Source organism: Kribbella sp. NPDC050124 (assembly GCF_044460355.1).
Classification (GTDB): Bacteria; Actinomycetota; Actinomycetes; order Propionibacteriales; family Kribbellaceae; genus Kribbella.
Window position 1 is genome coordinate 87,260 of the sequence record NZ_JBITJU010000013.1, and the last position, 26,586, is coordinate 113,845.

Annotated in this window: 22 protein-coding genes and 1 pseudogene; 6 read left to right on the forward strand and 17 right to left on the reverse strand. The window is 69.0% G+C overall.

Going from position 1 to position 26,586, the window contains the following annotated elements; all coding sequences use genetic code 11:
• The gene (locus tag ACIBL3_RS27390) at window positions 1–831 is read left to right on the forward strand and encodes a phosphotransferase family protein (protein WP_396356458.1); all 831 of its coding nucleotides are present in this window, start codon (window positions 1–3) and stop codon (window positions 829–831) included.
• On the opposite strand, the gene ACIBL3_RS27395 is transcribed toward ACIBL3_RS27390, so the two are convergent.
• From ACIBL3_RS27395 to ACIBL3_RS27440, 10 genes are all read right to left on the reverse strand, one after another.
• Window positions 812–1,699 carry an NUDIX hydrolase gene (locus ACIBL3_RS27395; RefSeq protein ID WP_396356459.1) on the reverse strand — a complete coding sequence of 296 codons (888 nt, stop codon included), beginning with the start codon at window positions 1,697–1,699 and terminating at the stop codon, window positions 812–814. The genes ACIBL3_RS27390 and ACIBL3_RS27395 overlap by 20 nt on opposite strands.
• 10 nt (window positions 1,700–1,709) lie before the next feature.
• On the reverse strand, window positions 1,710–3,962 hold the full coding sequence (glgB, locus tag ACIBL3_RS27400) for a 1,4-alpha-glucan branching protein GlgB (RefSeq protein WP_396356460.1): 2,253 nt from the start codon (window positions 3,960–3,962) through the stop codon (window positions 1,710–1,712).
• A 98-nt stretch (window positions 3,963–4,060) separates the two neighbouring features.
• Window positions 4,061–5,473 carry an aminoglycoside phosphotransferase gene (locus ACIBL3_RS27405; protein ID WP_396356461.1) on the reverse strand — a complete coding sequence of 471 codons (1,413 nt, stop codon included), beginning with the start codon at window positions 5,471–5,473 and terminating at the stop codon, window positions 4,061–4,063.
• Complete coding sequence (gene treS, locus ACIBL3_RS27410; RefSeq protein ID WP_396356462.1) at window positions 5,473–7,194, reverse strand: maltose alpha-D-glucosyltransferase; 1,722 nt, start codon at window positions 7,192–7,194, stop codon at window positions 5,473–5,475. The genes ACIBL3_RS27405 and treS overlap by 1 nt, the downstream gene beginning before the upstream one ends.
• A 302-nt stretch (window positions 7,195–7,496) precedes the next feature.
• Complete coding sequence (locus ACIBL3_RS27415) at window positions 7,497–7,895, reverse strand: type II toxin-antitoxin system HicA family toxin (protein ID WP_396356463.1); 399 nt, start codon at window positions 7,893–7,895, stop codon at window positions 7,497–7,499.
• Window positions 7,888–8,103: a type II toxin-antitoxin system HicB family antitoxin gene (locus ACIBL3_RS27420; RefSeq protein WP_396356464.1), complete on the reverse strand. Its 216-nt coding sequence runs from the start codon at window positions 8,101–8,103 to the stop codon at window positions 7,888–7,890. The genes ACIBL3_RS27415 and ACIBL3_RS27420 overlap by 8 nt, the downstream gene beginning before the upstream one ends.
• Before the next feature lie 25 nt (window positions 8,104–8,128).
• Window positions 8,129–8,494, reverse strand: coding sequence for a type II toxin-antitoxin system HicA family toxin (locus ACIBL3_RS27425; protein ID WP_396356465.1), 366 nt, complete (start codon window positions 8,492–8,494; stop codon window positions 8,129–8,131).
• Entirely contained in the window at window positions 8,494–8,706 is a 213-nt protein-coding gene (locus ACIBL3_RS27430; RefSeq protein WP_396356466.1) for a hypothetical protein, read from the reverse strand. Before ACIBL3_RS27430 ends, ACIBL3_RS27425 begins: the two co-directional genes overlap by 1 nt.
• A 102-nt stretch (window positions 8,707–8,808) precedes the next feature.
• Window positions 8,809–9,372 (reverse strand): hypothetical protein, encoded by a 564-nt coding sequence (locus ACIBL3_RS27435; protein WP_396356468.1) that lies wholly within the window; start codon window positions 9,370–9,372, stop codon window positions 8,809–8,811.
• A 103-nt stretch (window positions 9,373–9,475) separates the two neighbouring features.
• Window positions 9,476–10,564, reverse strand: a complete 1,089-nt coding sequence (locus tag ACIBL3_RS27440) for an OmpA family protein (protein ID WP_396356469.1) — start codon at window positions 10,562–10,564, stop codon at window positions 9,476–9,478.
• Between the two features lie 348 nt (window positions 10,565–10,912).
• Here ACIBL3_RS27440 and ACIBL3_RS27445 point away from each other — a divergent pair.
• Window positions 10,913–11,128: pseudogene (locus tag ACIBL3_RS27445) on the forward strand (chitinase); the annotation flags it as partial.
• A gap of 285 nt (window positions 11,129–11,413) precedes the next feature.
• A complete protein-coding gene (locus ACIBL3_RS27450) occupies window positions 11,414–11,974 on the forward strand; it encodes a winged helix-turn-helix domain-containing protein (RefSeq protein ID WP_396356470.1) in 561 nt (186 codons plus the stop codon).
• 59 nt (window positions 11,975–12,033) lie between these two features.
• On the opposite strand, the gene ACIBL3_RS27455 is transcribed toward ACIBL3_RS27450, so the two are convergent.
• Window positions 12,034–16,383, reverse strand: a complete 4,350-nt coding sequence (locus ACIBL3_RS27455) for a S8 family serine peptidase (protein ID WP_396356471.1) — start codon at window positions 16,381–16,383, stop codon at window positions 12,034–12,036.
• Window positions 16,384–16,729: 346 nt separating this feature from the next.
• Here ACIBL3_RS27455 and ACIBL3_RS27460 point away from each other — a divergent pair, with 346 nt between their 5' ends.
• Together ACIBL3_RS27460 and ACIBL3_RS27465 are read left to right on the forward strand one after the other, a co-directional pair.
• Complete coding sequence (locus tag ACIBL3_RS27460) at window positions 16,730–17,335, forward strand: winged helix-turn-helix domain-containing protein (RefSeq protein ID WP_396356473.1); 606 nt, start codon at window positions 16,730–16,732, stop codon at window positions 17,333–17,335.
• An 11-nt stretch (window positions 17,336–17,346) separates the two neighbouring features.
• On the forward strand, window positions 17,347–18,504 hold the full coding sequence (locus tag ACIBL3_RS27465; protein ID WP_396356474.1) for a threonine synthase: 1,158 nt from the start codon (window positions 17,347–17,349) through the stop codon (window positions 18,502–18,504).
• Window positions 18,505–18,691: 187 nt separating this feature from the next.
• On the opposite strand, the gene ACIBL3_RS27470 is transcribed toward ACIBL3_RS27465, so the two are convergent.
• Both ACIBL3_RS27470 and ACIBL3_RS27475 read right to left on the reverse strand, forming a co-directional pair.
• Window positions 18,692–18,883: a hypothetical protein gene (locus tag ACIBL3_RS27470; RefSeq protein WP_396356475.1), complete on the reverse strand. Its 192-nt coding sequence runs from the start codon at window positions 18,881–18,883 to the stop codon at window positions 18,692–18,694.
• 54 nt (window positions 18,884–18,937) lie between these two features.
• The gene (locus tag ACIBL3_RS27475) at window positions 18,938–20,926 is read right to left on the reverse strand and encodes an alpha-1,4-glucan--maltose-1-phosphate maltosyltransferase (RefSeq protein WP_396356476.1); all 1,989 of its coding nucleotides are present in this window, start codon (window positions 20,924–20,926) and stop codon (window positions 18,938–18,940) included.
• 237 nt (window positions 20,927–21,163) lie between these two features.
• Between ACIBL3_RS27475 and glgP the strand changes: the two genes are divergently transcribed.
• Window positions 21,164–23,773, forward strand: a complete 2,610-nt coding sequence (gene glgP, locus ACIBL3_RS27480) for an alpha-glucan family phosphorylase (protein WP_396356477.1) — start codon at window positions 21,164–21,166, stop codon at window positions 23,771–23,773.
• Window positions 23,774–24,007: 234 nt separating this feature from the next.
• Here glgP and ACIBL3_RS27485 read toward each other — a convergent pair whose 3' ends face one another.
• From ACIBL3_RS27485 to ACIBL3_RS27500, 4 genes are read right to left on the reverse strand one after another with little or no spacing between them, the layout of a single operon-like run.
• Window positions 24,008–24,901, reverse strand: coding sequence for a transglutaminase-like domain-containing protein (locus tag ACIBL3_RS27485; protein WP_396356478.1), 894 nt, complete (start codon window positions 24,899–24,901; stop codon window positions 24,008–24,010).
• 10 nt (window positions 24,902–24,911) lie between these two features.
• Window positions 24,912–25,724: a MerR family transcriptional regulator gene (locus tag ACIBL3_RS27490; RefSeq protein WP_396356480.1), complete on the reverse strand. Its 813-nt coding sequence runs from the start codon at window positions 25,722–25,724 to the stop codon at window positions 24,912–24,914.
• A gap of 41 nt (window positions 25,725–25,765) precedes the next feature.
• Window positions 25,766–26,152 carry a hypothetical protein gene (locus ACIBL3_RS27495; protein ID WP_396356481.1) on the reverse strand — a complete coding sequence of 129 codons (387 nt, stop codon included), beginning with the start codon at window positions 26,150–26,152 and terminating at the stop codon, window positions 25,766–25,768.
• Window positions 26,149–26,559: a MarR family winged helix-turn-helix transcriptional regulator gene (locus tag ACIBL3_RS27500; RefSeq protein WP_396356482.1), complete on the reverse strand. Its 411-nt coding sequence runs from the start codon at window positions 26,557–26,559 to the stop codon at window positions 26,149–26,151. Before ACIBL3_RS27500 ends, ACIBL3_RS27495 begins: the two co-directional genes overlap by 4 nt.
• Between the last annotated feature and the right edge of the window lie 27 nt (window positions 26,560–26,586).

Genomic DNA, 26,586 nt, shown 5'->3' on the forward strand with positions numbered 1-26,586 from the left:
GTGGAGCTGATCGGCCAGGGGATGGAAGGCGCCGTCTACGACCTCGGTGACGGCCGGGTGCGCAAGACCTGGTTCGACCGGCGGCCGGACGACGTACGCCCGCTGCAGGCGTTCCTGGACGAGCTGCCGCCACTTCCGTTCCGTACGCCGCGGATCCGCGAGGTCAGCTCGGACGCCGAAGGGCTTGCGGTCAGCGTCGAGGACAAGCTGACCGGTACGGCGCTCCAGGACGCCGGACTCGCCGAGCAGCAGGCTCTCGACGCGTTCGTCGCCGTGGTCGAGGCGCTCGGCACAACCACAGCCGGCCCGGCGAGCAAGGCGCTCCCTGTGCTCAACCAGCCGTTCTGGAGCGACGACCTGTCCTGGGGCGAGGCGCTGGCAGCTCTGGTACGGCGTCGCGCCGCCGAGTCCCACCACCACCTGAAGCGCGACGTCCCCGACTTCGACGAGCGCCTAGAACGCCTGACTACCAAGCTGGCGACGATCGAGCCGAGCCGGCTGAGTGTCGTCCACGGAGACATCTGCCCGCCCAACCTGCTGATGGACGGCCCGCGGACCGCCGCCGTACTGGACTGGGGCTTCTACTCGACGGCCGGTGACAACACCTTCGACGCCGCGCTGGCCGCCGGGTTCTTCGACATGTACGGCCCGGACGCGCAACGGCTCGACAACCTGCTGCTCGACCGCTTCGAGGCGCTCGGGCACGACCGGGAGCGGATGTACCTGTACCGGTCGGCGTACGCGATCACCACCGCGACCATCTACGACGCCGACGCCGCCGACGGCCACTACACCTGGTGCGTCGCCAACCTCAACCGGCTGGCGGGCTGATCGGCTTCCCGTCGCGGAGGTTGTGTAGGACCGTCGGCTTGGCGAGGAGCTGCGGCAGCCGGCGCGCGTTCAGCGGGGACACCAGCCCTTGCAGGGCGTCCGGCTCATGCCACGCGACACCGCGGATCTCGAAGCCGTCCGGCTGCAGGGTGTCGATCAGCGACGGGTCGTGGACGCCACCGTCGTACAGGATCTCGACGGCGTCGCCCCAGCCCTCCCACCGCGGCAGCCAGTCGATCGCGAGTACGCCGACCAGCGGCAAGGCGACTCCGATCTCCTCTTCCATCTCGCGGGACGCCCCGGTCGCCGGATCCTCGTCCGGCTCGACCACGCCACCGGGCAACTCGAGGTCCTTTTTGTAGCTGACCTGGCACAGCAGCACCCGGCCGGACGTGTCCCGCACGACCACGTGCGCGATGACGCGCTTCTTGGGCAGCGCGGAGTCCATCAGGGCCGTCCAGCCCGTGATCGTGTCCGGGCGCGGGTCGTCCTTGCGCATCCCGTAGATCGCGACGTCCCGGCGCTCGTCCTCGACCAGGGCGGCGCCGCGCAGGATCCCCTCGCGCCGGAAGCCGGACCGGATCGCGACCCGCGCCGACGCGTGGATCTCCGGGTCCACCTCGACCTGCAGCCGCTCCAGACCGAGCTCGTCGAAGGCGTACTCGGCCACCAGCCGGACCGCTCGCTGCGCAGTCTCCGGACCGCCGTCCATCGCCCAGGTGACCACGCCGACACCGAGCGTAGTCCGCCGTACCTCGACGGTTCCGACCGGTCCGCCGCGCTCGACGTCGAAGGTCACCACCTGCTGATCCTGCTGCGACAGACGCAGCGTCAACTCACCATCGGTCAGCGGGGAAACGGCGGTCACCCCGTGAACGCTACCCGGTGTGGCGCAGGTACACCGTGGCCAGGGGTGGCACGATCAGCTCGGTGCTGGTCTCCATGCCGTGCCAGCTGGGTCCGTCGGCGGTGACGCTGCCGAAGTTGCCGACCCCCGAACCGCCGTACGCGCCGGCGTCGGTGTTGACGGCCTCCTGCCACTCGCCGCCGTACGGGAGGCCCAAGCGGTAGCCGTGGTGCGGGATCGCGGAGAAGTTGGCGACGCACGCGATCGTCGGCTCGCCGTCCTCGCCGTACCGGACGAAGGAGAACACGTTGTTGCCGGCGTCGTTGGCGTCGATCCAGCTGAACTTCTCCGGCGCGTGGTCGGTCCGCCACAGCGCCGCGGTGTCGCGGTATACGCCGTTCAGGTCGCGGACCAGCTGCTGCAGACCGCGGTGGTCGGCGTGGTCCAGTAGCCACCAGTCGAGCTCGCCCTTCTCGGACCACTCCGACTCCTGGCCGAACTCGCAGCCCATGAACAGCAGCTGCTTGCCCGGGTGCGCCCACATCATCGCCAGGTACGCGCGCAGGTTCGCCAGCTGCTGCCAGCGGTCGCCGGGCATCTTGCGCAGCAGCGAACCCTTGCCGTGCACAACTTCGTCGTGCGACAGCGGGAGCACGAAGTTCTCCGAGTAGGCGTACATCATCGAGAACGTCAGCTCGTGGTGGTGGTACTGCCGGTGGATCGGCTCGTGCTCCAGGTAGCGCAGCGAGTCGTTCATCCAGCCCATGTTCCACTTGAACCCGAAGCCGAGCCCGCCAAGGTGGGTGGCCCGCGTGACGCCGGGCCATGAGGTGGACTCCTCCGCGACGGTGATCACCCCGGGGACCCGCTTGTACAGCGTCGCGTTCATCTCCTGGAGGAACGACACTGCCTCCAGGTTCTCGCGCCCGCCGTACTGGTTCGGCACCCACTGGCCTTCGTTGCGGGAGTAGTCGAGGTAGAGCATCGACGCGACCGCGTCCACCCGGAGGCCGTCGATGTGGAACTCCTCGGCCCAGTAGATCGCGTTCGCGACCAGGAAGTTGCGCACCTGCGGCCGGCCGAAGTCGAACACCAGCGTGCCCCAGTCCGGCTGCTCGCCGCGGCGCGGGTCCGGGTGCTCGTACAGCGGGGTGCCGTCGAAGCGGGCCAGCGCCCACGCGTCCTTCGGGAAGTGCGCCGGGACCCAGTCGACGATCACGCCGATCCCGGCCTGGTGCAGCTTGTCGACCAGGAAGCGGAACTCGTCCGGGTCGCCGAACCGCGAGGTCGGGGCGAAGTACGACGTCACCTGGTAGCCCCACGAGCCGCCGAACGGGTGCTCCATCACCGGCATCAACTCGACGTGGGTGAACCCCATGTCGTTGACGTAGGCAACGAGCTCGTCGGCCAGCTCACGGTAGGACTTGCCCTTGCGCCAGGAGCCGAGGTGCACCTCGTAGACGCTCATCGGCTCGGCGTAGGCCTGCGAGGCCGCCCGCCGCTCCAGCCACGCGGCGTCGTCCCACTCGTACGACGATTCGTGCACGACGGACGCGTTCGCCGGGGGAGTCTCGGCCAAGTTCGCCATCGGGTCGGCCTTCTGGCGCCACACGCCGTCGCGACCGCAGATGTCGAACTTGTATCGCGTCCCCGGGCCGACGCCCGGTACGAACAGCTCCCAGACACCGGAGGAACCCAGCGACCGCAGCGGATGCGCGCGACCGTCCCAGAAGTTGAAGTCCGCGGTGAGCCGGATGCCCTGCGCGTTCGGCGCCCAGACGGCGAACGACGTCCCGGTGATGGTGCCGGACGGGCCGTCGTACCGGCGGACGTGTGCACCGAGCACGGTCCACAGCTGCTCGTGCCGGCCTTCGCCGATCAGGTGCAGGTCGACCTCGCCGAGCGAAGGCAGGTAGCGGTACGGGTCGTCGAGCTCGATCGCGGGACCGTCGGTGTAACTCACCTCGAGGCGGTAGTCAGGCACCTTCTCGAGATCGAGCACGCCGACCCAGACGCCTTCGAACTCGTGCCGGAGCTCCAGCCGCTGGTCGTCGTACAGCACCGTCACGGACTGCGCGAACGGCCGCAGCACGCGAACAGTCACACCGCTGTCGCCGAGATGCGGTCCGAGCACCTGGTGAGGATCGTGGAACGTCCCGCCGACCAGTCGCTCGAGCACGGCCCGATCGACCGGAACCGCTGTCACCACAGGCTTGTCCGCCGCGACCACCGGCTGCTCGAAAGCCTCCACCGCCGGCCCGGCATCCCGCTCACTCGATCCCATGAACCCCATCCTGCCCGATCACTCGGCCATCTACCGAACCCCCGTACCCGTCGATGCCCGACGTACACAAAGTCAGGGGCGAGGGCTTCTTGGGGGTATCAGTGTTCGGCCAACTGGGCGGCCGCGGCCAGGGGGATCGGCAGCCAGGACGGCCGGTTGCGGGCCTCGTACAGCGTCTCGTAGACGAGTTTGTCGGCCAGGAACGCGCTCAGCAGCACCCCTTGGTGCCGCGGATCCGTGCCGGCGACCTCGGCGTACCCGTCGCAGAACGCCTGCTGGTTCCGGCTCGCCCACTCGGCGGCCCGGTAGGCGATCTGCTGGTCGCCCAGGTGGTCGGCCAGCAGCGACCGGGCCGCGTAGTCGAACGACCGCAGCATCCCGGAGATGTCCTTGATCGGGGTGTCCAGGGCCCGCCGCTCGACCAGCGACTTGGCCGGCTCGCCCTCGAAGTCGATCAGCTTCCAGCCGTCGATCGTGCGCAGTACCTGGCCGAGGTGGAAGTCACCATGGATCCGCTGCACCGTGACCGGCTGGTCGTACGCCGCGAGCGCGTCGAACGCCCGGGCCAGACCGGGAGCGTACGGCGTCAGCTGGGGGATCGCCGCCGCCGCGGCATCGAGCCGGCGCCGCATGGCCGCGGCGTGCTCGACCAGCTTCGCGGGCTCCCAGATGTCGGTGCCGAGCGCCTTGGCCAGCTCCGAGTGGACCTGTGCCGTGCTCGCGCCGAGCCGGTGCGACTCGGCCGCGAAGTCACCGCCGACCTCCTCGGCGTGCAGGTCCGCCTCGGCGTACAGGTCCCGCACCGACGAGGTCGCGAACGACCATCCGTCGGTCGCGTTCTTCTGGAACGCCGTCATCATCGCCAGCTCGCCGGCGTCGGTCCCGCCGCCCGCGCGCGGCCAGCTGCCGCGCGCCGACCCGAGCACCTCGGGGACGAGCTCCGACCCCGCCTCGGTGAGCGCCGACTCGATCTCGACCCCGGGGTTGCTCCCGGGCTCGAGCCGGCGGAACACCTTCAGCAGCGCCACGTCGCCGAACACCAGCGACGTATTGCTCTGCTCGACCGTCAGCACCAGCGACTGCGAGTCCTCCGGTACGACGGTCGCGTGCTCCGGAGCGTGGACGGGATGGAACTCCAGCCCGTCCAGCTGCCGTCCGTGCGTGAGGCCGTCCAGCCAGTACGGCGTGGCCTCCTTGTCGTGCAGGGCGTCGTACACCCAGACCTCGATGTCGCCGAGGTCCTGCTCGACCCACTCGCCGACCAGCGCGTGGCCGAGGTTCTCGACCGGTTCGCGGTGGTAGCTGAGCGGCAGCTGGTACACCCGGATCGGGATGTCCGACCCGGGCGGACCGGAACAGTAGACGAATCCGATCCGGACCGCGGGCCAGGCGTCCGCGCCGGACAGCCACACGGAGGCGGCCATCGCGTCGACATGGACGTCGTGTCCCTTCTCACCGAACCACCGCTGGCTCGCGCAGAAGGACTGGACCTGGTCCAGATGGGAAATCACTACATGCTCTCCTCGTGGTCAGCCGGCTTGTGCACCGGCAGCCGGAACCAGTAGAAACCATGGGCTCCGAGCGTCAAAAGGTAGGGCAACTCACCGATCGTCGGGAAGTGCACCCCGCCGAGCAGCTCGACCGGCTCCACGCCCTGCCACTGGCGCAGGTCCAGCTCGATCGGCTGCGGGAACCTCGACAGGTTGTTCACGCACAGCACCACGTCGTCACCGAACTCGCGGACGTACGACAGCACGCTGGGGTTGGAGCCCCCCAGGTCTGTGAAGGTACCCATGCCGAAACACGGGTGCTGCTTGCGGGTCTGGATCATCCGCCGGGTCCAGTGCAGCAGCGACGAGGCGTTCTCCATCTCGGCCTCGACGTTCACCGCCTGGTAGCCGTAGACCGGGTCCATGATGACCGGCAGGCTGAGCTTGCCCGGGGTCGCGGTCGAGAACGACGCGTTGCGATCCGGCGACCACTGCATCGGGGTCCGGACGCCGTCGCGGTCGCCGAGCCAGATGTTGTCGCCCATCCCGATCTCGTCGCCGTAGTACAGGATCGGCGAGCCGGGCAGGCTGAGCAGCAGCGCGGTGAACAACTCCATCTTGTTCACGTCGTTGTCCAGCAGCGGGGCCAGCCGGCGGCGGATGCCGATGTTGGCCTTCATCCGCGGGTCCTGCGCGTACTCGCCCCACATGTAGTCGCGGTCCTCGTCGCTGACCATCTCGAGGGTGAGCTCGTCGTGGTTGCGCAAGAAGATGCCCCACTGGCAGGTGTCCGGGATCTCCGGGGTCTGGGCCAGGATCTCCGAGATCGGGAACCGTGACTCGCGCCGTACCCCCATGAAGATGCGCGGCATCACCGGGAAGTGGAACGCCATCTGGCACTCGTCACCGCCCGACGACCGGTCCCCGAAGTACTCCACCACGTCGGCCGGCCACTGGTTCGCCTCGCAGAGCAGGACGCGGTCGGTGTAGTTCGCGTCCACCTCCTTGCGGACCCGCTTGAGGAACTCGTGGGTGCGCGGCAGGTTCTCGCAGTTGGTGCCCTCGGTCTCGAACAGGTACGGCACCGCGTCCAGCCGGAAACCGTCCACGCCGAGGTCGAGCCAGAACTTCAGCGCCTCGATCATCGCGTCGCCGACGGCCGGGTTCTCGAAGTTCAGGTCCGGCTGGTTGGAGTAGAACCGGTGCCAGAAGTACTGGCCGCGGACCGGGTCCCAGGTCCAGTTCGACGACTCGGTGTCGACGAAGATGATCCGGGCGTCGGTGTACTTGTCGTCGGTGTCGGACCATACGTAGAAGTCGCCGTACGGGCCGTCCGGGTCCTCCCGGGACGCCTGGAACCAGGGGTGCTGGTCGGAGGTGTGGTTCATCACGAAGTCGACGATGATCCGGATCCCGCGCGCGTGCGCTGCCTCCATGAACGCGGCGAAGTCGGCGATCGTGCCGACCTCGGGCATCACCCCGGTGTAGTCGGAGATGTCGTAGCCGCCGTCGCGCAGCGGCGACGGATAGAACGGGGGTAACCAGAGACAGTCCACGCCGAGCCACTCGAGATAGTCGAGTTTCTCGGTCAGGCCCTGCAGGTCGCCGATGCCGTCGGCGTTCGAGTCCTTGAAGGACCGCACGAGGACCTCGTAGAAGACGGCCCGCTTGAACCACAGCGGGTCACTCTTCGTCAGTCCGTGGTGCTGCTCCGGCAGCATGTCGGTCACGCTCACCTCCATCGGGTGTCTCCAAACCTAGCGGTACTGCGGCCTGCCGCCACGGACCGTGGCGGCAGTGTGGGTGGACTTTCCCGGGCGTGCACTGGTGTCCCATACCCCGTAACTGCGTTCGTACTCGGAATTGGGGGGACCGCACGATATGTCCGGTCTGTCGTCCGGTGATGTGGTGACGCCATGGGGTGGGCGGCTCCGGCCAGGCGTTGCGCTCAGTGTGACGGTCGTTTGCCAGTACAAGCAAATAGGGGCCTCATGCCCTTATCCGGCGAGTCTTCGGCGCCCGGGGGAAGGGTGGCCGGACGGCGTCAGCGCGGCGATCGCCCGTCGCGTTCACGAGCCGCGGACGGCGATTTCCGCCGCCCGCCCCGCCGCCCGCCGACGGCCCCCCGGCCAACCGCCCCCCGCGCGTCCGCAACCCCTTCCCGCGGATCCACAATCTCCTCCGCGCCCTGCGCCACCCCGGACGCTCGCGACGCGACCAGCTTGGGGTCCAGCAGCTCCTCCGGCGTCAGATCGACATCGCTGAGGATGCTCCGCAGAGTGCCCTTCGCGACATCCCGGCCGGCATGCACCGGGACCGTCGTCCCGCGCCCGTCGGCGTGCTTCATGATGTGATGACTGCCCCTGACCCGGTCGACCTCGAAGCCGTGCTTCTTCAGCTGGCCGACGACCTTCTCGCCGCTCAGCGACGGGACCCTAGGCATCGGGTGTCTCGACGGTCACGGTGATCAGCCTGGGGACGCCGAAGGACTCGACCAGGCCGGTGAGGGCTTCGCGGAGGTCGTCGATTGCGGCTTCCGGGGTGTCTCCCTCACCGTTGGCGCCGACGCCCTTCGCGAGGAGCGCGTGGGCGCACCAGACGCCGTCCTCGTCCTGTTCGAGGGTGTAGGGGACAGTCACGTCCTGCTGCACTGTCGTGCTCCTGTCCGTTTGGCGGTCAGCTGCGGCCGTCTCGGCCGCCGCGTCTGCCTCGGGTTTGTTGTTTGCCGGACTGGCGGTCCTGCTGGCCGGAGCCGCCGCGACCCTGGCCGCCGCCGGGGCGGGCGACGCCGTCGTTGGCCAGCCGCTGCGCCTGCTCGGCCTCCTTCGCGGCCTTCTCCTGCTCCGCGGCCTGGCCGACTTGGCGGCTGATGGACCGCCAGGTTCCGGCCGCGATCTCGTCGCCGTGGTTCGGGACCGTGACCGAGACGCCGCTCTCGTTCTTCCAGACCTCGTGGCTGCCCTTGCCCCGGCCCGACTGCTTCTCGAAGCCCTGCTTCTTGAGCTCCCGTTCGGCCTCGCGGCGCTTCTTGGGCGCCGCCATCAGCCGTCGACCTCGACCGTGACGGTGACCTGCTCCGGCACGCCGACCGCGTCGGCGAGCGCGGCGATGGCTTCCTTGAGGTCTTCGATCGCGGCCTCGCGGGTCGCGCCCTCACCGTTCGCGAACGACTGCGGAGTCAGGGCAGCTTCGGCGCACCAGGTGCCGTTCTCGTCCTGCTCGATGGTGTAGGGAACCGTGATGTCGCGCTGCAACTTGCGCCTCCTGAGTCGGTCGGTTTCCGCGATCGTAGGTCGGCCACGGGTCAGCGCGCAGGCGTCGATCACGTGGTGTCGACGACAGTCGGCAGGTGCCGATCAGTCGTGGGGATTGGCCGACTTGCGGGGGCGGCGGGTGTACTTGGTGAAGCCGGCGCGTTCGGCGTCGGACTCGGTGCGGAACCAGACCTGGGGTTTGGTCCGGCCGTAGTACGGCGAGTCGGGGGTGTGGAACAGCATCGACTGGGCGTTGCCCTTGATGGTGAACCCGTCCGGCGGACCCTGGTGCGGCACCGCATCGGCCGAGCCCTCACCGTACCGTCCGGGAGGTACTACGTCCGGCACCTGCGGCTCGGTCGCGTTTGTGTCGTCCTCGGGCTCGTCGTCGAACAGGGTCGGCTCGGCCACCCGCTCGGCGTCCATTCGCCGGGAGAACGCGGGCTCCGGTTCGCGCCGTACGTCGGGAGCCGGAGCGGACACGGTGTCCGCTGCTCCGACGGTGGCCCCGACCAGGACCTCTTCCCTCTCCTCCACCGGCTCCGCGGCTGCGGACATGGCCGGCGCGAGCTGCTCACGCCGTGCCAGCAGCAACCAGGTGATCGCCGCGCCGAGCAGGAACGCGAGCAGGGACCACAACCAGTTGTGGCGCAGCAGCCAGCTCATCAGCGCGCCCCTCTCGAGACCAGGCGGTGCAGCAGCCACGCGCTCGCGCTGCCGAGCACGAACGCGGCCAGCAACAGGATCCAGGTCTGTGCGATCAGCCAACTCATGGGTTCCCTTGCAGTACTCGTAGCTCGGCCCGGCGGTTGGCGATCCGGCCGGCCGAGGTGCTGTTGGAGGCGACCGGGAAGGCCTCGCCGTACCCGTTGGCGATCAGCCGGCCGCGGGCGACGCCGAGCCGCACCAGCGTCTCCTTGACTGCGGTCGCGCGCCGCTCGGACAGCGGCAGGCTGCTGGCGGGGGAGCCGAGGTTGTCGGTGTGGCCCGTGATCTCGACCCGGATGCCCGGGCACGACTTCAGCAGCGCCGCGGCCTTGGTGACCGCGGGCTTGGAGGCGTTGTTCACGATCGACGTGCCGGACAGGAAGATGATCGTGTTCCGGCGGCCGAACTCCGAGAGCCGGCTCTGGAAGGTCCGGCATGCCTCGCTCTGCTCGCTCTTCGGCGGCGCCGGCGTCTGCAGCTGGTCCGCGATCACCGCACCCGGGACCGCCTTCGCCGCCGCCCGCGCGACGGTGGCCTTGGTGGCCTGGTCCGGCACCTTCCCGGTCAGCGTGATTGTGGTGCCGTCGTACCGGACCGAGGCGTCGCCGGTCCCGATCGCGAGCGCGTGGATGAGCGCCGCCAGCGTCGTCGCGTCGGCCAGGCCGGTCGCCGGGTCGATCGTGATCCGGTTGTCGAACTCGCGGTCCTCGCCGAGCACGTTGTCGACCTGCGCGGCGATCGCGTCCTTGACGGTCTGGTCCTTGACCACGGCCCGGACCCGGATCGCGTTGTTCGTCCGGCCGACTTCGAACGGCGTCATCGCGGGTTCCGCGGCGGGCGCCTCGGTGGCCGTCGGGGACGGTGTACCGCCCTCGACCCGGACGGCGCGGACGCCTTCGACGCCGCCGACCACTTCCTTGACCAGCCCCGGATCGACCCCAGCCGGTACGGCGACGGTCGCGTCCCGCCCGTCCACGTCGACCTCGGCGCCGGTGATCCCGCGGGCCTGGAGTGCGGCGATCGACCGGTCCCGGAGGTCGTCCTCGGTGGTGCCCGCTCTGGCCGGAATGAGCACAGCCGTGAGCAGCACGGGTACGGCGAGGGCCGCGAGCAGCCAGACGACGATCGGCCGCCGAACGAGTCCGGGCACAGTTCCTCCGTCGGATGCGGTCAAAAGTGACCGTGCGCGAGGACATTACTCCGCGCGGCGCGCGGTCTGCACGCCGGTCCGGGGAGCGTCGCGATGATCACGGGATCATTTTTATTCAGGTTTCTTCTTTTCTTAACCCCATGTGCTCGGTAATGTGCGGACAGTCCTCTTCCGCCCCCATGGAGGCACACCTATGAGAATCAGGATCCTGGCCGTCGCTGCTGCGATGGCCCTGCTCGGCGCGGGCGCCGTACCTGCCGCCGCCCGGTCTACCGAACCGCACGACAGCGCGCGGCGATCCGGAAGCTGAAGTCGAAGGGCATCCCGGCCTCGAAGCTGCTGCTCGGGATCGGGTTCTACGGCCGCGGCTGGACCGGGGTCACCCAGGCCGCGCCCGGCGGCCGGGCGGCCGGCGCGGCGCCGGGGAAGTACGAGGCCGGGATCGAGGACTACAAGCTGATCTCGACCCGCTGCCCGTCCACCGGGACCGTCGGCGGTACGGCGTACGCGTTCTGCGACGGACAGTGGTGGGGGTACGACACGCCCGCCACGATCCGCAGCAAGATGACGTACGCGAACCAGCAGGGACTGGGCGGCGCCTTCTTCTGGGAGCTGTCCGGTGACACCTCGAACGGCACCCTGATCACGGCGGTCAAGACGGTCGGCTGATCCTCCCGGTACTGCGTCCGGGTCCGCCGCGCCGTTCCCCGCGGCGGCCCCGGACGCACTCTTGGCTGTCCTTTCTCGGACAGGTCGCATTTGTGCCATGCCACTGCGGGGGGAATCCCTTGACTTACTTCGCGTCGTAAAAGGTACTTGTGCCTGGCGTTTGACCAGGAGGGGACTCTGATGGAGAGGTCGTCGGGTTCGTCGTTGATCATCGGGGTGGCCACGTCCACGGCCGAGCGGGTCCAACTCGTCCGGCTGCTCGGCGGTGCGGAGGCCTTGTTGCTGGTGTCCAGCGCGGACCAGGCGCGGGCGTTCCTCGAGCTCACCGAGCTGGAGTCGCCCGCGGGTCCCGTCGTACTGACTCCGGCGGTGCTGCCCGATTCGATGCGGTCCGCATCCGGGCAGACCGCTGCCGTTGCCCAGATCGAGGCAGTGCGCCCGTCGGCGGGGGAGAGCGAGCTGTACCTGGACGTGGACCGGCGGGTCGTGCGGTGGAAGGACCGCGAGGTGCCGCTGACCCGGCTGGAGCACGACTTCCTGCACTGCCTGGTCGAGGAGCCCGGCCGGGTCTGGACCTACCAGCGCCTGCACCACGCCGTCTGGGGCAACGAGCACCTCGGCCACGGCTCCCACATCCACTCGGTCGTCAAGCGGCTCCGCCAGAAACTCGCCAACCTCGGCGCCACCGTCACCATCCACGCCGTCCGCGGCGTCGGCTTCCACCTCCTCCCCACCGCCTGAGGCACAAAGAACCGGCCCCACCCGAACTTCCGGGTAGAGCCGGTCCTTGCGTTACTCGGCTACCTGATGGACTTCAGTGCGAAGTCCTCGGTGACCGGCTCGCCTGCGAGCAGGCGGGTGGTGCGGGTTTGGGGCTTGTAGCCGTCCTTGGCGGCGATCAGGGTGAGCGGGTTGTTGCGACGGTCCAGCCAGTAGGCGTACTTGCCGTCGTCATCGGTGATGAAGGTGTAGGACTGGGCCCACGAGTCGACCTGCACGATCGCCCCCGGGAGCGGAGCCGTGACACCGGTCGAGCTGACGCCCGTGACGGTGCCCTGCAGCTTGCTCCAGGAGGTCGGCGGGGTGACGTTCATCGTCACGGCCACCGGAGCGACCTGGTACGGCGTGTTCTCGCCGATCGTGACCGACCCGCTGTAGGTACCCGGCTGGTCGACACTCGCGGTGAGCGTGACCTTGACCGTCGTCGACGCGCCCGGGGCCAGCGTGGCCTCGGTCTTGTCGATGGACAGCCAGCTCACGTCCGCCGACGACTCGGCGCAGTCCTCGAGACCCGGCAGGGCCTCGCTGTCCACCGTGGCGGTGAAGCCACCGGAGGAACCGCCGACCTTGTAGAAGCCGCAGGCCGCGCCACCGCGGTACCGCGGCAGGTTGGCGTTCGGCAGCGCCGACCAGGCGTCGGCCGCCGGGTCGTACGCCATACCGGCGTTGGTCACCGCACCGGCCTGGACACCGCCGACGACCAGCAGCTTGCCACCGGCGACGGCGTACGACGCCGCCCAGTGGTCAGCCGGAGCCTGAGCGATCGGCGACCAGGCGTTGGCACCCGGGTCGAAGACGTACGCCGACTTTTCCGAAGTGCTGCCGTCGTTACCGCCGGCGCAGTACAGCTTGCCGTCGATGGCGCCGCAGGACGCGAAGGCGACCGACTTCGGGTAGTTCGGCAGCGTCTCCCAGCTGTTCGCCGTCGCGTCGTACCGGACGACGCTGTTGCTCATCGGGAGGCAGCTGGAGGTCGTGCAGCCACCGACGGCGTACAGCTTGCCGTCGACGACAGCCTGACCGGCCGCAGCCCGCGGAGCCGGGTTCGGAGCGACTGCGGTCCAGGCGTTGGCGGCCGGGTCGTACGACCAGGTGTCCGCGGCCGGACCGGAGGAGCCCCAGCCGGAGCTGGCGATGATCTTGCCGCCCACGACGCCGACGGTGATGGCGTTGCGAGCACCCGGCAGCGGGGCGATGGCGGTCCAGGAGAGCGTGGCCGGGTCGTACACGTAGCTGTTCCCGGTCGACGCACTACCGTTGCCACCGGCAATCGAGTAGATCTTGCCCTCGAGGTTGACCACCCGGTTGTCCATCACGTTCGACGGGTAGTCGGCGATGTCGATCCACGGAGCCGCGAGCGGCTTCGCGACAGCCGGAGTACCGGCCGTCTTGCCCGACAGCACGCTGGCGAACGAGGTCGGGACCTCGAGCCGCTGCAGCGGGGCACCGGTGCTGGTCAGCACCTGGGTCTTGCTGGTGGTGGTGCCGTTCGCGTTCTGCAGCACGAAGCCGCCGTCACGCTCACCGAACTTCACCTCGACCGGCGCACCGCCGGTGTTGGTCACGGTGAACGACTTGGTCACCTTGCCGGTGGGCAGCCTCAGGTTTCCGGAGATGCTGCCCGGCGTGACGGCCAGCTTGCCCGCCGCCAGCGTGTAGTCGGCTGCCGTGGTCCAGTCGGCCTCCACGTTCACGCTCTGCTGCGCGCTGACGTAGTTGCCGGCCTTGGCGGTGAAGCCCTGCGCGCCGGACTCCGAGGAGTACAGCCAGTAGAAGCCGTCGGCCAGGCCGGTGTCCTCCGGCGTCGCCACGGTGGTGGCGGTCTCGGCGGCGTTGCCGTCGCGGGTGACGACCGCACCGTTCACGGCGCCGTTGGTGTTGGCGTCCTTCACGTTGCCGACGACGATGCCGCCGCCGTTCGGCTCACAGGTGACCTGGCTGCCGATGAGGACGTTGTCGACGATCCACCACCACTCGTACTGCGCGTTGTAGTAGTGGAACCGGACCTGGACGGCGGACTGGCCGGCCGCCTGCGGGATCGCGATCTCCTTGACACCGCGGACGTCCGCCGCCTGGGCGAGCACCGTGGTCCAGGTGGCGCCACCGTCGATCGACAGGTCGATGTCGGCCTTCTCGCCGCTGAGGTAGTTCAGGTCCTGGTTGAACCGGATCACCGGAGCGGTGACCGAGGTCAGGTCCACGACCGGGCTGACCAGCGAGGTGTCCTGCTGGCCACCGGGGCCGTACTCGTCGCTGTCGATGATCGCGAACTTGCCGCCACCGCCGGACAGGTTGCCCCGGTTGCCCGGGTTGTCGAACTTCCAGACCTGGCCGTTGCCCTTGTTGTCGACGACGGTCCAGCCACTCGGCGTGGCGCCGGACTCGAACGTCTCGTAGACGCCGTCGGAGCCGTACTTGTAGCCGGGCGCCGTGCTGCAGGCGTCGGTGCGGACCGGGACCGCGATGTTCTTGGTCAGGTTGCCGGTGCCGACCGTGATCGGCTCACTGACCGTCTGGTACCCCGGGTACTGCGACTCCACCTTCAGGGTGTACGCCGCGCTGGACGGCACCTGCAGGCTGAAGCGGCCGTTGGTCGGGGTGGTGTAGTCGAACACGCCGCCCGGACCCACGACGCTCACCTTCGCGTACAGCGGCCAGCCGTGGCCGGAGCCGTCCGAGATAGTGCCGCCGACGTTGACCTGCGGAGCGCTGGCCAGGGCGTAGTTCTTCGTGGTGGTGGCGCCGGTGGTGATCGTGGCGGTGTCGGTCTGGGTCACGTACCCGAACGACGCCACGGTCAGGTTGTAGCTGCCGGCCGGAAGGACCGACGAGAACGCACCGGTGCTGCTGGTGGTGAGGACGCGGTCGGGCTGGCCGTCGGCCTTCACCGTCACGCTCGCGCCGGCCAGCGGGGAACCTCCGGTCGCCGCGGTCACCGTACCGGCGAGGGTGCCGGTGTCACCGATCGGAGCGGCGTTCAGCAGAGCCAGCGCGTCCAGACGGCCCTGGCCGTAGACGTTGTTGTTCTCCGCCGTGCCGCCGCACTGGGCGTCGGCCTTGTCGATCGCGGTGCTGTTCAGCAGCGCGCGGGTCGCGTCGACGTCACTCTTCAGCGCCGGCGCGGCCGACCACAGTAGGGCAACGGCGCCTGCGAGGTGCGGGGTGGCCATCGACGTGCCGTTGAAGTTGCCGTAGGTGCTGCCCGGCAGGCTGGACCGGACGTTCACCCCCGGGGCCGAGATGTTCGGCTTGATCGTGTTGTTCTGGCCGACACCACGACCGGAGAACGACGCGATGTTGTTGTTGATGTCGTAGGCCCCGACCGAGTAGTTGCTGGCCAGGGAGCCCGGCGACCCGCTGCTCTGGCAGCCGAGCGAACCGCTGTTGCCGTTCGCCCACGCGCCGAAGATGCCGGACGCCTTCCAGGCGTTGGTGATGTCCTCCATGAACGGGTCGTTGGAGGGCAGCTGCGAACCCCAGGAGTTGTTGATGATGTCGGGCCGCTTGCTCGCGTCCGGGTTCTGCCCGTTGAGGTCGGTCGGCTCGAGCATCCACTGACCGGAGTTGATCAGGGCCGCGTCGCTCGGGCAGCAGCCGTTCGCGGCGATCCACTTGACCGCCGGGGCGACGCCGATCTGGTTGGCCGCGCCGTCGTCGCCGACCATGGTGCCCATCGTGTGGGTGCCGTGGCCGTTGCCGTCGGACGGTGCGTTCGGCGAGGTGCCGGCCGCGTCGAACCAGTTGTAGTCGTGGTTGAACGTTCCATCGGCGTTCTTGCCGCGGTAGCTGTTCACCAGCGCCGGGTGGTCGTACTGCACCCCGGTGTCGATGTTGGCGATCACGATGCCCGCGCCCTTGTCGCCGTACTGCGACCAGACGTCGTCGGCGTTGATGTTGGCGATACCCCACTCGACCGCGTTGATCTCGTGGGTCTGCTCGCCCGGCGTGACCGGCGGCACCTCGATGGCGACCGGGTTGTACAGCCCCTCGACCTCGGCGTGGCCGGCCAGCTTCTGGGCCAGCTCGAGGGTTCCGCTGTTGATCCGGATCGCGTTGGTGCCCCAGAACGACTGGTACTTGACCTTCTGCGCGTCCAGCTCGGCGCGAACCTTCACCTGGCTGTCGGCGGCGGTCTTCTTCAGCGCCGCCGCGACTGCGGTGCCGCGCTCGTTCCAGTCGGTGATCCGGCTGGCGGCGGTCAGGTCGGCCTTGGCGGCGAACCGGACCCAGTAGTCGGTCGCGGACTTCGCGTCCTTGCCGTCCAGCTTGGCCATCAGGTCCGGCTTGATCTTGCTCGCCGCCTGTTCGGGCTTGGTGGGCGCGGCCTGGGCCTGGCCGGCGGCGGCCATCCCGGTCGCGACGACGGCCACCGTCGCCAGGGCGCCTACCAGGGATCTGGCAAGGCCCCTTCTTCGTTGATGTGACATCTCTGCAGCCCCTCACTGGTAACGACCCCGAGTTGACTCCCCCGAGTCATCTGGTGCAGAGGTGCAGGCCGGTCCGCACGGGTGGTTGGTCCTGGCGCGAACGCTGCGTGCCCCCCAGGTCGCGGCATGTGACACCGAGAGCCTGACGTGGACCTTATGTGTCAGAACAACGTGGTAACAAGCACACTTCGTGAGCAAGATGTGACTAACCGTCGCACCGATCAAGGCAAAGTGGTCAAAGAATGGCAGTTCGTTGACGATCCAAGGCAGAGGTTGACATCGTGATCAGATGGTCACCGCCCGTGTCCCCGCCCCTGCGGACGTCGATCTGACCACGACCGACCGGAAGGCCTTTCCACTGCTGATCGCGGTGGCGGCCTCACCGGAGGACCGTGTCCGGCTCGCCGAACGTGTCGACGACGTCGCGCCGCTGCTCCTCGTGTCCAGCCTGGACGAACTGCGCCGGCTGCTGGTCCCCGGCCGGCAACCACCGCCGGCTCCCGAACAACCCGAGCCGCCGGAGCCCGCCGAGGTCGACTCGACGTCCGCCAAGGCGACCGACGGCGATCCCGACGCCGACGTGCTGACGATCGACCGGCTGCGGTCGGTCGCCCAGTGGCGCGATCGGGAGGTGCAGCTCACCGAGCTCGAGCACGACCTGCTCAGCCGGCTGATGTCGGCGCCGCTGCGGGTCTGGACGTACGACGCCCTGCACCAGACCGTGTGGCGGAACCGGCACCTGCGTGGCACCGCCGACATCCACTCGGTGGTGAAGCGCCTGCGCCGCAAGCTCGACGACCTCGGCACCACGGTCACCATCGACGCGGTCCGCGGGATCGGCTTCCGGCTCACCGACCACCAGCGCCCGACGGTCACCAACCTGCGCGCGGGGTAGTTTCTGCAGCTGTGACGTTCTCAGCGCTGAGCCATCTCGAGTGTCCCAGGTGCGGTCTGACTCACGACGCCGACCAGGTGATCGGGCTGTGCCCGTGCGGATCACCGTTGCTGGCGCGGTACGACGTACCCGCGGTGACGCTGACCAAGGACGAGCTGGCCGCGCGGCCGCCGGATCTGTGGCGGTATCACGAGCTGTTGCCGGTGCGGGCGCCGGAGAACGTGGTGACCTTGGGGGAGGGGATGACGCCGTTGCTGCCGCTGCCGCGATACGGGCGCGAGGTCGGCGTCGATCGGTTGCTGATGAAGGACGAAGGTCTGATCCCGACCGGGACCTTCAAGGCCCGGGGCGCGGCCGTCGGGGTGTCTCGCGCGTACGAGGTCGGCGTCCGGCGGATCGCCATGCCGACGAATGGGAACGCTGGGTCGTCATGGGCCGCGTACGCCGCTCGCGCCGGGATGGAGGCGTTGATCGCGATGCCGATCGCGGCTCCGGAGATCTGCCGGCGCGAGGTGAAGGTGGTCGGCGCGCGGCTGCACCTGGTCGACGGGCTGATCGGGGACGCGGCGGCGTACATCCGCGAGCAGGAGGGGTACTTCGACGTCTCGACGCTGAAGGAGCCGTACCGGATCGAGGGCAAGAAGACGATGGGGCTGGAGATCGCCGAGCAGCTCGGCTGGCGGATGCCCGACGTCATCCTCTACCCGACCGGCGGCGGGGTCGGCATCATCGGGATCTGGAAGGCCCTGGTCGAGCTTCGTGAGCTCGGCTGGGTCGAGGGGCCGCTGCCGCGACTGGTCGCCGTACAGTCGACCGGCTGCGCGCCGATCGTGCAGGCCTACGAGAAGGGGCTGCCCGAGAGCGAGCCGTGGCCGGACGCGCAGACCGTTGCCTTCGGCATCACGGTGCCGAAGGCCCTCGGCGATTTCCTCGTCCTGCAGGCGATCGCGGACACCGGCGGCTGTGCCGTTGCCGTCGACGACGAGTCCATCCTGGCCGAGCAGCACCGCCTCGCTCAGCTCGAGGGCGCCTTCATCTGCCCCGAAGGCGCTGCCACGTTTGCCGCCGTACGCCGGCTCCGCGAATCAGGCTGGATCGGTGTGGACGACCAGGTCGTCGCCCTGAACACCGGCGCCGGAATCAAGTACCCAGAGACCGTTCCTCTGTGACCTCGTCCTTGGCGCGGTCACGTTGCACCGACGTCATGACCACCAGCCCGGCGACGACGCCGAGCGGAAACCATAAGCCGAAAGCGGGCGAGTCGGTGGACCAGTCTCCGGGGACCATCAAGATCACCGCGAACGCCATCGTTGCGGCGGCCGGATAGCGGAGGCGCTCGGCGATGTCCCGGGGGCTTTACCACTGCCACAGCAGCCCAGCCGCGAACCCGGCCAACGCCATCCCGCCCGTCCAGAGCCGCTCCGACTGACTGACCGCATGCTCCGCCGTCTCCGGTAGCAGCACACCGATCAAGTTACCGATGGCCACCGGCACGACCCACCCCGTCCTGCGGCGGGTCTCCGCAGACACCCGATCCAGAACCGACATCCTCGCCCCCTCCTGTGTGAGGGCGAGGATCTCACGCCACGGGTCAGCCTGGGATCAGGCTTGGCCGCGACGGACGGCGAGGATGTGGGCCGGTTCGCCGTTGGGGTCGAGCTTGATGTAGTTCTGCTGGCCCCAGCGCCAGGTCGCTCCACTGATCTCGTCGTACACGGTGAAGGTGTCCTCGGGGCGCATGCCGAGCGCGGCCATGTCGAGATGGACCATCGACTCGCGGACCGAGTGCGGGTCGGTGTTCACCACCACGATGACCGTGTCACTGTGCCCGTCCGGCCCGGTGATCCGCTTCGAGTAGCACATGATCGCCTCGTCCTCGACCGAGTGCAGCGCCAGGTTGCGCAGCTGCTGCAGGGCCGGGTGCCGGCGGCGGATGTTGTTCAGCAGCGTCAGGTACGGCGCCAGCGTGCGACCCTCCGCGGCAGCGGCGTCCCAGTCCCGCGGACGGAACTGGAACTTCTCGGTGTCCAGGTACTCCTCCGAGCCCGGCCGCAGCGCGACGTGCTCGAACAGCTCGAACCCGGCGTACACACCCCAGGTCGGTGACGAGGTCGCCGCGATCGCCGCCCGGATCTTGAACGCGCCCGGGCCGCCGTACTGCAGGTAGGCGGTCAGGATGTCCGGCGTGTTGACGAAGAAGTTCGGCCGCAGGAAGTGCGCGGTCTCCTGGGTCAGCTCCTGCAGGTACTCCTCCAGCTCCCACTTCTCGTTGCGCCAGGTGAAGTAGGTGTAGGACTGGTGGAAGCCGACCTTGGCCAGCTCGCGCATCATCGGCCGCCGGGTGAACGCCTCGGACAGGAACACCACGTCCGGGTCGGTCTTGCGGATCTCGCCGAGCAGGTACTCCCAGAAGTTGACCGGCTTGGTGTGCGGGTTGTCGACCCGGAACACCGTCACGCCGTGCGAGATCCACAGCTTCACGATCCGCAGCACCTCGGCGTAGATGCCCTCGGGGTCGTTGTCGAAGTTGATCGGGTAGATGTCCTGGTACTTCTTCGGCGGGTTCTCGGCGTAGGCGATCGAGCCGTCCGCGCGGACGCTGAACCACTTCGGGTGGTCCTTCACCCACGGATGGTCCGGCGACGCCTGCAGCGCCAGGTCGATGGCGACCTCGAGACCGACCTCGCGGGCCCGTCCGACGAAGTACTCGAAGTCCTCGAAGGTGCCGAGCTCGGGGTGGATCGCGTCGTGACCGCCGTCCTCGGAGCCGATCGCCCACGGCGAGCCGGGGTCACCCGGCTTCGGGTCGAGGGTGTTGTTCGGCCCCTTGCGGAACGAGTGGCCGACCGGGTGGATCGGCGGCACGTACAGGATGTCGAACCCCATCCCGGCGACCGCCTCCAGCCGCTGGGCCGCCGTACGGAAGGTGCCGGAGGTCCACTGCCCGGTCGCCTCGTCGTACGACGCGCCCTCCGACCGCGGGAAGAACTCGTACCAGCTGCCGAACAGCGCGCGCTGCCGGTCGACCCACACCGGGAACGTCTCCGACGAGGTGATCAGCTCACGCACCGGGTAGCGCCCGAGCGAGGCCCGGACCTGCGGTGAGATACCCGCGGCGAGTCGCGCCTCCGGCGGCAGCGCGCCGTTCGCCAGCGCCTGCGCGGCATCGCCCAGCGTGGCCCGGTCGGCCCGTACGGCGGGGGGCACGCCGGCGGCCGCCCGGTCGAAGAACGCGGCGCCCTCGGCGAACATCAGGTCGACGTCCAGACCGGCCGGCACCTTGATCTCGGCGTTGTGCCGCCAGGTCCCGTACGGGTCGCTCCAGCCCTCGACCGCGAACGTCCACGCACCCTGCTCCTGCAGCGTCACGTCGACGGTCCACCGGTCACTGCCCTGGCCGACCGGCGCCATCAGCATCCGTCTGGTCTGTCCACTCGGCGAGGTCAGCACGACGTTCGCGTTCACCGCGTCATGGCCTTCGCGGAAGACCGTGGCCGCGATGGTGAAGGTCTCGCCGACCGCTGCCTTGGCCGGATAGGCTCCGGCGTCGACGGTCGGGGTGACGTCGGTGATCGGGATGCGCCCAGTCATGGCGTAGACGAACCTTCCCTAGCTGAGAATCAGGATCCGGCGGATATCTGGACAACTTCAGGACTGACGTTATCGGTTCCCACCGATGACTGGTTACATGTAGTGGTCACGGTTCGGTCCACAGCGTGGACCCCGGGTGACCGCTGGCTGGAAAAGTCTCTGCAAAATCTTGCCTGCGTTGCAAGATCGATGCATCCCGAGGGTGCCTCGCACCGATAGGGCCGGTACGGTGTCCCGGTGCGAGCGATACGACGATTCTCCGTCCGCCCTGTCCTGCCCGAGCCGCTGACCGGGCTGGGCACCCTGGTGAACAACCTCCGCTGGGCCTGGCACCCGGAGACGCAGGACGTCTTCGAGGCCGTCGACCCGCAGCTGTGGCGGAGCACCGGCGGTGACCCGGTCAAGCTTCTCGGTGAGGTCCCGGCGGCCCGGCTCGACGAGCTGGCCAACGACCACGCCTTCCTGCGCCGGCTGGAGCTGGCCGTAGCCGACCTGAACGGCTACGTGACCGACGACCGGTGGTTCCAGACCGAAGCCGGCTCCCCGGTCAGCTCGGTGGCCTACTTCTCCCCGGAGTTCGGCATCACCCACGTGCTGCCGCAGTACTCCGGCGGTCTCGGCATCCTGGCCGGTGACCACCTCAAGGCGGCCAGCGACCTCGCCGTACCGCTGATCGGTGTCGGCCTGCTCTACCGCCACGGGTACTTCGCCCAGTCGCTGAACCGCGAGGGCTGGCAGCAGGAGCGCTACCCGCTGGTGGACCCGGACGGGCTGCCGATCAGCCTGCTCCGCGACGGTGACGCTCCCGCAACCGTCACCCTGACGCTGCCCGGCAACCGCGAGCTCCGTGCCCAGATCTGGGTCGCCCAGGTCGGCCGCGTGCCGCTGCTGATGCTCGACTCCGACATTGAGGAGAACGAGCCGGCCGAGCGCGAGGTGACCGACCGGCTGTACGGCGGCACCACCGAGCACCGGCTGCTTCAGGAGTTGCTCCTCGGCGTCGGCGGTGTCCGCGCCGTCCGCACCTTCTGCCGGATCACCGGACACCCGGCGCCCGAGGTGTTCCACACCAACGAGGGCCACGCCGGCTTCCTCGGCATCGAGCGGATCCGTGAGCTCGCCGCCAACGAGGGCGTCGACTTCGACACCGCGCTCGAGGTGGCCCGCGGCGGCACCGTGTTCACCACCCACACCCCGGTGCCGGCCGGTATCGACCGGTTCCCGGTCGAGCTGATCCAGCAGCACTTCTCGCCGGACGCGTTCGGCGAAGGGGTCCCGGTCGAGCGGATCCTCGAGCTCGGCGCCGAGGACTTCGAGGGCGGCGACGACGGCGTCTTCAACATGGCGATCATGGGCCTGCGGCTGGCGCAGCGCGCCAACGGCGTCTCCAAGCTGCACGGCGTGGTCAGCCGGGGGATGTTCTCCGGACTGTGGCCGAGCTTCGACGCGTCCGACGTACCGATCACCTCGATCACCAACGGCGTGCACGCGCCGACCTGGGTGGCGCGCGAGATCAACGACCTGACGCTGGCGACCACGGACACCGCCGCTGTGTCATTTGATGGCGACGGGATCTTCGCCGGGCTGGACAAGACCACCGACGCGCAGATCTGGGAGACCAAGCGGCTGCTGCGGCAGCGCTTCATCGACGACACCCGGGCCCGGGTCCGGCAGTCCTGGCTGAACCGCGGCGCGTCCGACGCCGAGCTCGGCTGGGTCGACTCGATCCTCGACCCCGACGTCCTGACCGTCGGGTTCGCCCGGCGCGTTCCGTCGTACAAGCGGCTGACGCTGATGCTGAGCGACCCGGCCCGGTTGAAGGCATTGCTGCTGCACCCGGAGCGGCCGATCCAGATCGTCATCGCTGGCAAGGCGCACCCGCACGACGAGGGCGGCAAGAAGCTCATCCAGGAGATGGTCCGGTTCGCCGACGACCCGGAGATCCGGCACCGGATCGTGTTCGTGCCCGACTACGACATCGCGCTCGCGCAGCCGATGTACCCGGGCTGCGACGTCTGGCTGAACAACCCGCTCCGCCCGTACGAGGCGTGCGGCACGTCCGGCATGAAGGCGGCGCTGAACGGTGCGCTGAACCTCTCGATCCGCGACGGCTGGTGGGACGAGTGGTACGACGACGAGTTCGGCTGGGCGATCCCGTCCGCCGAGGGCATCGAGGACACCGACCGGCGCGACGACCTCGAGGCGCACGCGCTGTACGACCTGATCGAGAAGCAGGTCGCGCCACGCTTCTACGACGGTGACGTCCCGGGCCGCTGGATCGAGATGCTGCGGCACACGATCAAGGAGCTCGGCCCGAAGGTGCTCGCCACCCGGATGGTTCGCGACTACGTCGAGCGGCTGTACGTGCCGTCCGCTCTCTCGTCGCGCTCTTTGAACTCGACGTACGACGGTGCGCGTGAGCTGGCCGCGTGGAAGAAGAAGGTCCGGGCGGCCTGGCCGCAGATCCGGGTCGACCACGTGGAGCTCCAGGGGCTGGGCGACGTACCGCAGCTCGGGACGACCGTCGGGATCCGCGCGTTCGCCGCGTTGGGCGATCTGGCGCCGGCGGACATCGACGTCGAGGTGCTGCACGGTCGCGTCGACTCCAACGACGAGATCAAGGAACCGGTCCGGGCGTCGCTGTCGCTGGCGGAGACGTACGACGGCAACCGGCACCGCTACGAGGGCGAACTGAAGCTGGACCGCACCGGCCCGTTCGGCTACACCGTCCGCGTCGTCCCGAAGCACTCGGGCCTGGCAAGCCCGGCCGAACTAGGCCTCGCCGCCGGCCCCTCCGACCCGGAGGACCCGTCCACCCCGGACCTCCCAGCCGGCTCCGAGTTCTAACCCCACCAGCCCCGCCTGCCTCACCAGGCGGGGCCTATTTCTTCCCCACCCACCCACCACGCGCTCTCCTACGTCACGCACTCGGCGGAGGCATCCGGCGTACGACGGTCGACGGACTGCGACCGAGGTGCAGGTCATCAGGCGTGGGCTTGACCACCTACTGGGGAGCTCGAACAAGTCACCAGCTGTCCACGGTCCCCAGAAGGTGTTCACACCCCCCCGCCGTCGCCGGGCCTACGCCGCCGGGCGTACCAGGTCGACCCAGGCGTAGGGCGCGCCGGTGGGGGAGGTCATGTAGGAGCGGCCGGTGGGGTGGAGGTCCGGGTTGGACCGGTAGCGTTCGGCGAGTTCCTTGGTGGCCGTCTCGTCACCGTTGTCGGAGGCAACCAAGAGGGTGGCGATCTCGTCGGTGAGGGGTACGTCGGCGCCGTCCAGGGTGTCGGTCATCGTGCCCCAGTTGTCCCAGAGCAGGAGTTCGTCGCCTTGGAGGTGGGCGAGTTGGTAGTGGACGTAGTTGCGGATGAACCAGCCGCCGCCGATGTCCGATCCGGGGCCGATGCCGAACCGCGACTCGTCGAGGTCGCCGGCGCGCACCCCGAGCCACACCTCCGCGGCCGACAGGAAGGGCCCACGCGGTGCTTTCAGGAACGGACCGCGCGGCATGTCGTGCAGGTCGAACTTGTAGTCGCCGGACGGGTCGAGTTGGGCGTCGATCATCACCCAGCGGTCGCCGTTCCAGTACTCGGCGACGACGTGGTCGTGGTAGTAGTCCTCGCGGAAGTAGTCCCCGAACCCGATCCGGCTGCGGGCCGGAATCCCCTTGTGCCGAAGGGCCGACACGGTCAGCAGGGTGTAGTCGCGGCAGCAGCCGACGACGCGGTCGAACGGCTCGCGCGGCTCGGCGAGCGCCGTACCGTTGCGCTTCTGATCAGTGGTCAGCATCGACGACACCCACCGGTGGTCGATCTCGGCGAGCCGCTCGCCGGTGAACTCGATCCCGCCGCCGCGGTAGTGGATCACCAGGTTGCGGATCACCGCCGCGATCCCGGCGACGTCGTCCGGCAAAGCGTCGTACAGGTGCGCATGCGCACCCGGGTCGCTGTACGTGGTCTGTACGGCGTAGTCCATGAGAGCTCCCTCAGACAATGGGCTGGGCGATGTCGACGGCAGGCTGGTCGCGAGGGATCAGGTGACAGTCGGGCTGGTAGATCTCACGCGGCGGACCGGCGGTGGCGACCCGCGACGTACGGGTCCAGTCGGTGACGAGGTCGTACGCGAGCATGATCCGCGGGTACGCGCACTCGTCCATCGTGATCGTGCAGTACGCCTCCCGGTGGGCCGGCTCGACCCGGATCGCGATCGGCCCGGACGGATCCACCAGCCCGTCGAACGGCACGCACACCTCGACGGTCGCCTCGGCCTCCGGCGTCACCGCGCCGTGGTAGATCACCCACGACTCGCCGGTCAGGGTCGCGCCGACGTCGGTGAGGTACCGGCGGATGGTGTCGGTCGAGGTCACGATCACGCCGACCAGCGACTGCTGGTCGGTCTCGTCCCGGATCGTCGCGATCTTCGTCTCCGGTACGGCGCGAGTCAGCACCGGTCGCGGGGACAGACCGGGCGTATCCGAGCGTGAGAGGCGGTCCCGGAGGTACTCGAGCGTCGCCCGCCGGGCCGCGGTCGTCGCCTCCTCGGCCGCCCACCACCGATCCAGCCGGATCAGACCTTCCTCGTCCGTTCCCGCGAGTACTTCGGCGATCGTCGTGAGCGGCATGTCCAACTGCCGCAGCACACTGATCCGCCGCGCCCGCTCGAGCTGCTCCTCGCCGTACAGCCGGTACCCGTTGGACGGGTCGACCTGCGCGGGTGGCAGCAGCCCGGACACGTCGTACAACCGCAAGGCCTTGTGAGACAGCCCCGTACGGCGCCCGAACTCGCTGATCGTCAACACGCGCCCATCAAACCCCCTGCCCCAGGGGCAAAGTAAAGAAATCAGGTTGGGAACGCGTGCAGGTCCGGCTCGACCCAGCCTCGCCGTGCGGCTGGGGAGGCCAGGGTGCGGGAGTAGTAGAAGCGGGTCAGGAGGCGTTTGTCCATCAGGCCGGGGTTGCGGGTCAGTAGCTCGTCGAAGGACTCTCTCGGCGCTTCGGCCATGTGATACGCCGTCAGCTCTACCCATGCGCGGCTGACTGTTGCGTTGTACTTCTGCGGTGCCCCGGCGTAGCGCGCCGTCCGCTGGATCCCGTCGCTGATCAGCTCGACCGCAGCAGCAGTTCCACACCGCCGTACGGCGAGCCACGTCAGCTGCACGTGCTCCCGGTGACCGAAGCGGTCCGCGCCGGCCATCACTTCATTCATCAACTCGTCGAACTCGCTCATACCGCCCCCAATGCCGTCAGCACCCGTCGTGCTTGCTTCACCGATCCGGCCGCGACCCCAGCCAGCGCCCGCTCTTCCAAGTCCGCAAAGGCCTGCTGCACCCGACCCGCACTCTTCACACCAACCGAGGTCAGCGAGATCTCCACCGCCCGCCGGTCGCCCGGTCGCGGTGCCCGCTGGATGTGCCCCTTCTGCTCCAGTCGATCCAGTACGCCGGTCAGCGTCGTCGGCCGCACTCCCGCGGCAGCCCCCAGCTCCGTCACGGTCCGCCCGCGACCGTCAGCCAGGTTCGCCAGAACGTTCACCTCGGACGCTGTCAGCCCCAGGTCGGCCAGCTCCGTCCCCAGCACCTGCAACGTCACATGGGTGGCTCGCTGCAGCAACACCAGCAACAACTCATCTTCCACGGATCCAGATTATCCGGATCCGTAGTA

Excerpts from the sequence above, each read along its gene's own strand:
- ACIBL3_RS27425 (WP_396356465.1), bottom strand. The coding sequence starts at position 8,494 with ATGGCGGCGCCCAAGAAGCGCCGCGAGGCCGAACGGGAGCTCAAGAAG.
- ACIBL3_RS27415 (WP_396356463.1), bottom strand. The coding sequence starts at position 7,895 with ATGCCTAGGGTCCCGTCGCTGAGCGGCGAGAAGGTCGTCGGCCAGCTG.
- ACIBL3_RS27435 (WP_396356468.1), bottom strand. The coding sequence starts at position 9,372 with ATGAGCTGGCTGCTGCGCCACAACTGGTTGTGGTCCCTGCTCGCGTTC.
- ACIBL3_RS27475 (WP_396356476.1), bottom strand. The coding sequence starts at position 20,926 with ATGACTGGGCGCATCCCGATCACCGACGTCACCCCGACCGTCGACGCC.
- ACIBL3_RS27470 (WP_396356475.1), bottom strand. The coding sequence starts at position 18,883 with ATGTCGGTTCTGGATCGGGTGTCTGCGGAGACCCGCCGCAGGACGGGG.
- ACIBL3_RS27450 (WP_396356470.1), top strand. The coding sequence starts at position 11,414 with ATGGAGAGGTCGTCGGGTTCGTCGTTGATCATCGGGGTGGCCACGTCC.
- treS (WP_396356462.1), bottom strand. The coding sequence starts at position 7,194 with ATGGAGGTGAGCGTGACCGACATGCTGCCGGAGCAGCACCACGGACTG.
- ACIBL3_RS27495 (WP_396356481.1), bottom strand. The coding sequence starts at position 26,152 with ATGAGCGAGTTCGACGAGTTGATGAATGAAGTGATGGCCGGCGCGGAC.
- ACIBL3_RS27485 (WP_396356478.1), bottom strand. The coding sequence starts at position 24,901 with ATGGACTACGCCGTACAGACCACGTACAGCGACCCGGGTGCGCATGCG.
- glgB (WP_396356460.1), bottom strand. The coding sequence starts at position 3,962 with ATGGGATCGAGTGAGCGGGATGCCGGGCCGGCGGTGGAGGCTTTCGAG.
- ACIBL3_RS27460 (WP_396356473.1), top strand. The coding sequence starts at position 16,730 with ATGGTCACCGCCCGTGTCCCCGCCCCTGCGGACGTCGATCTGACCACG.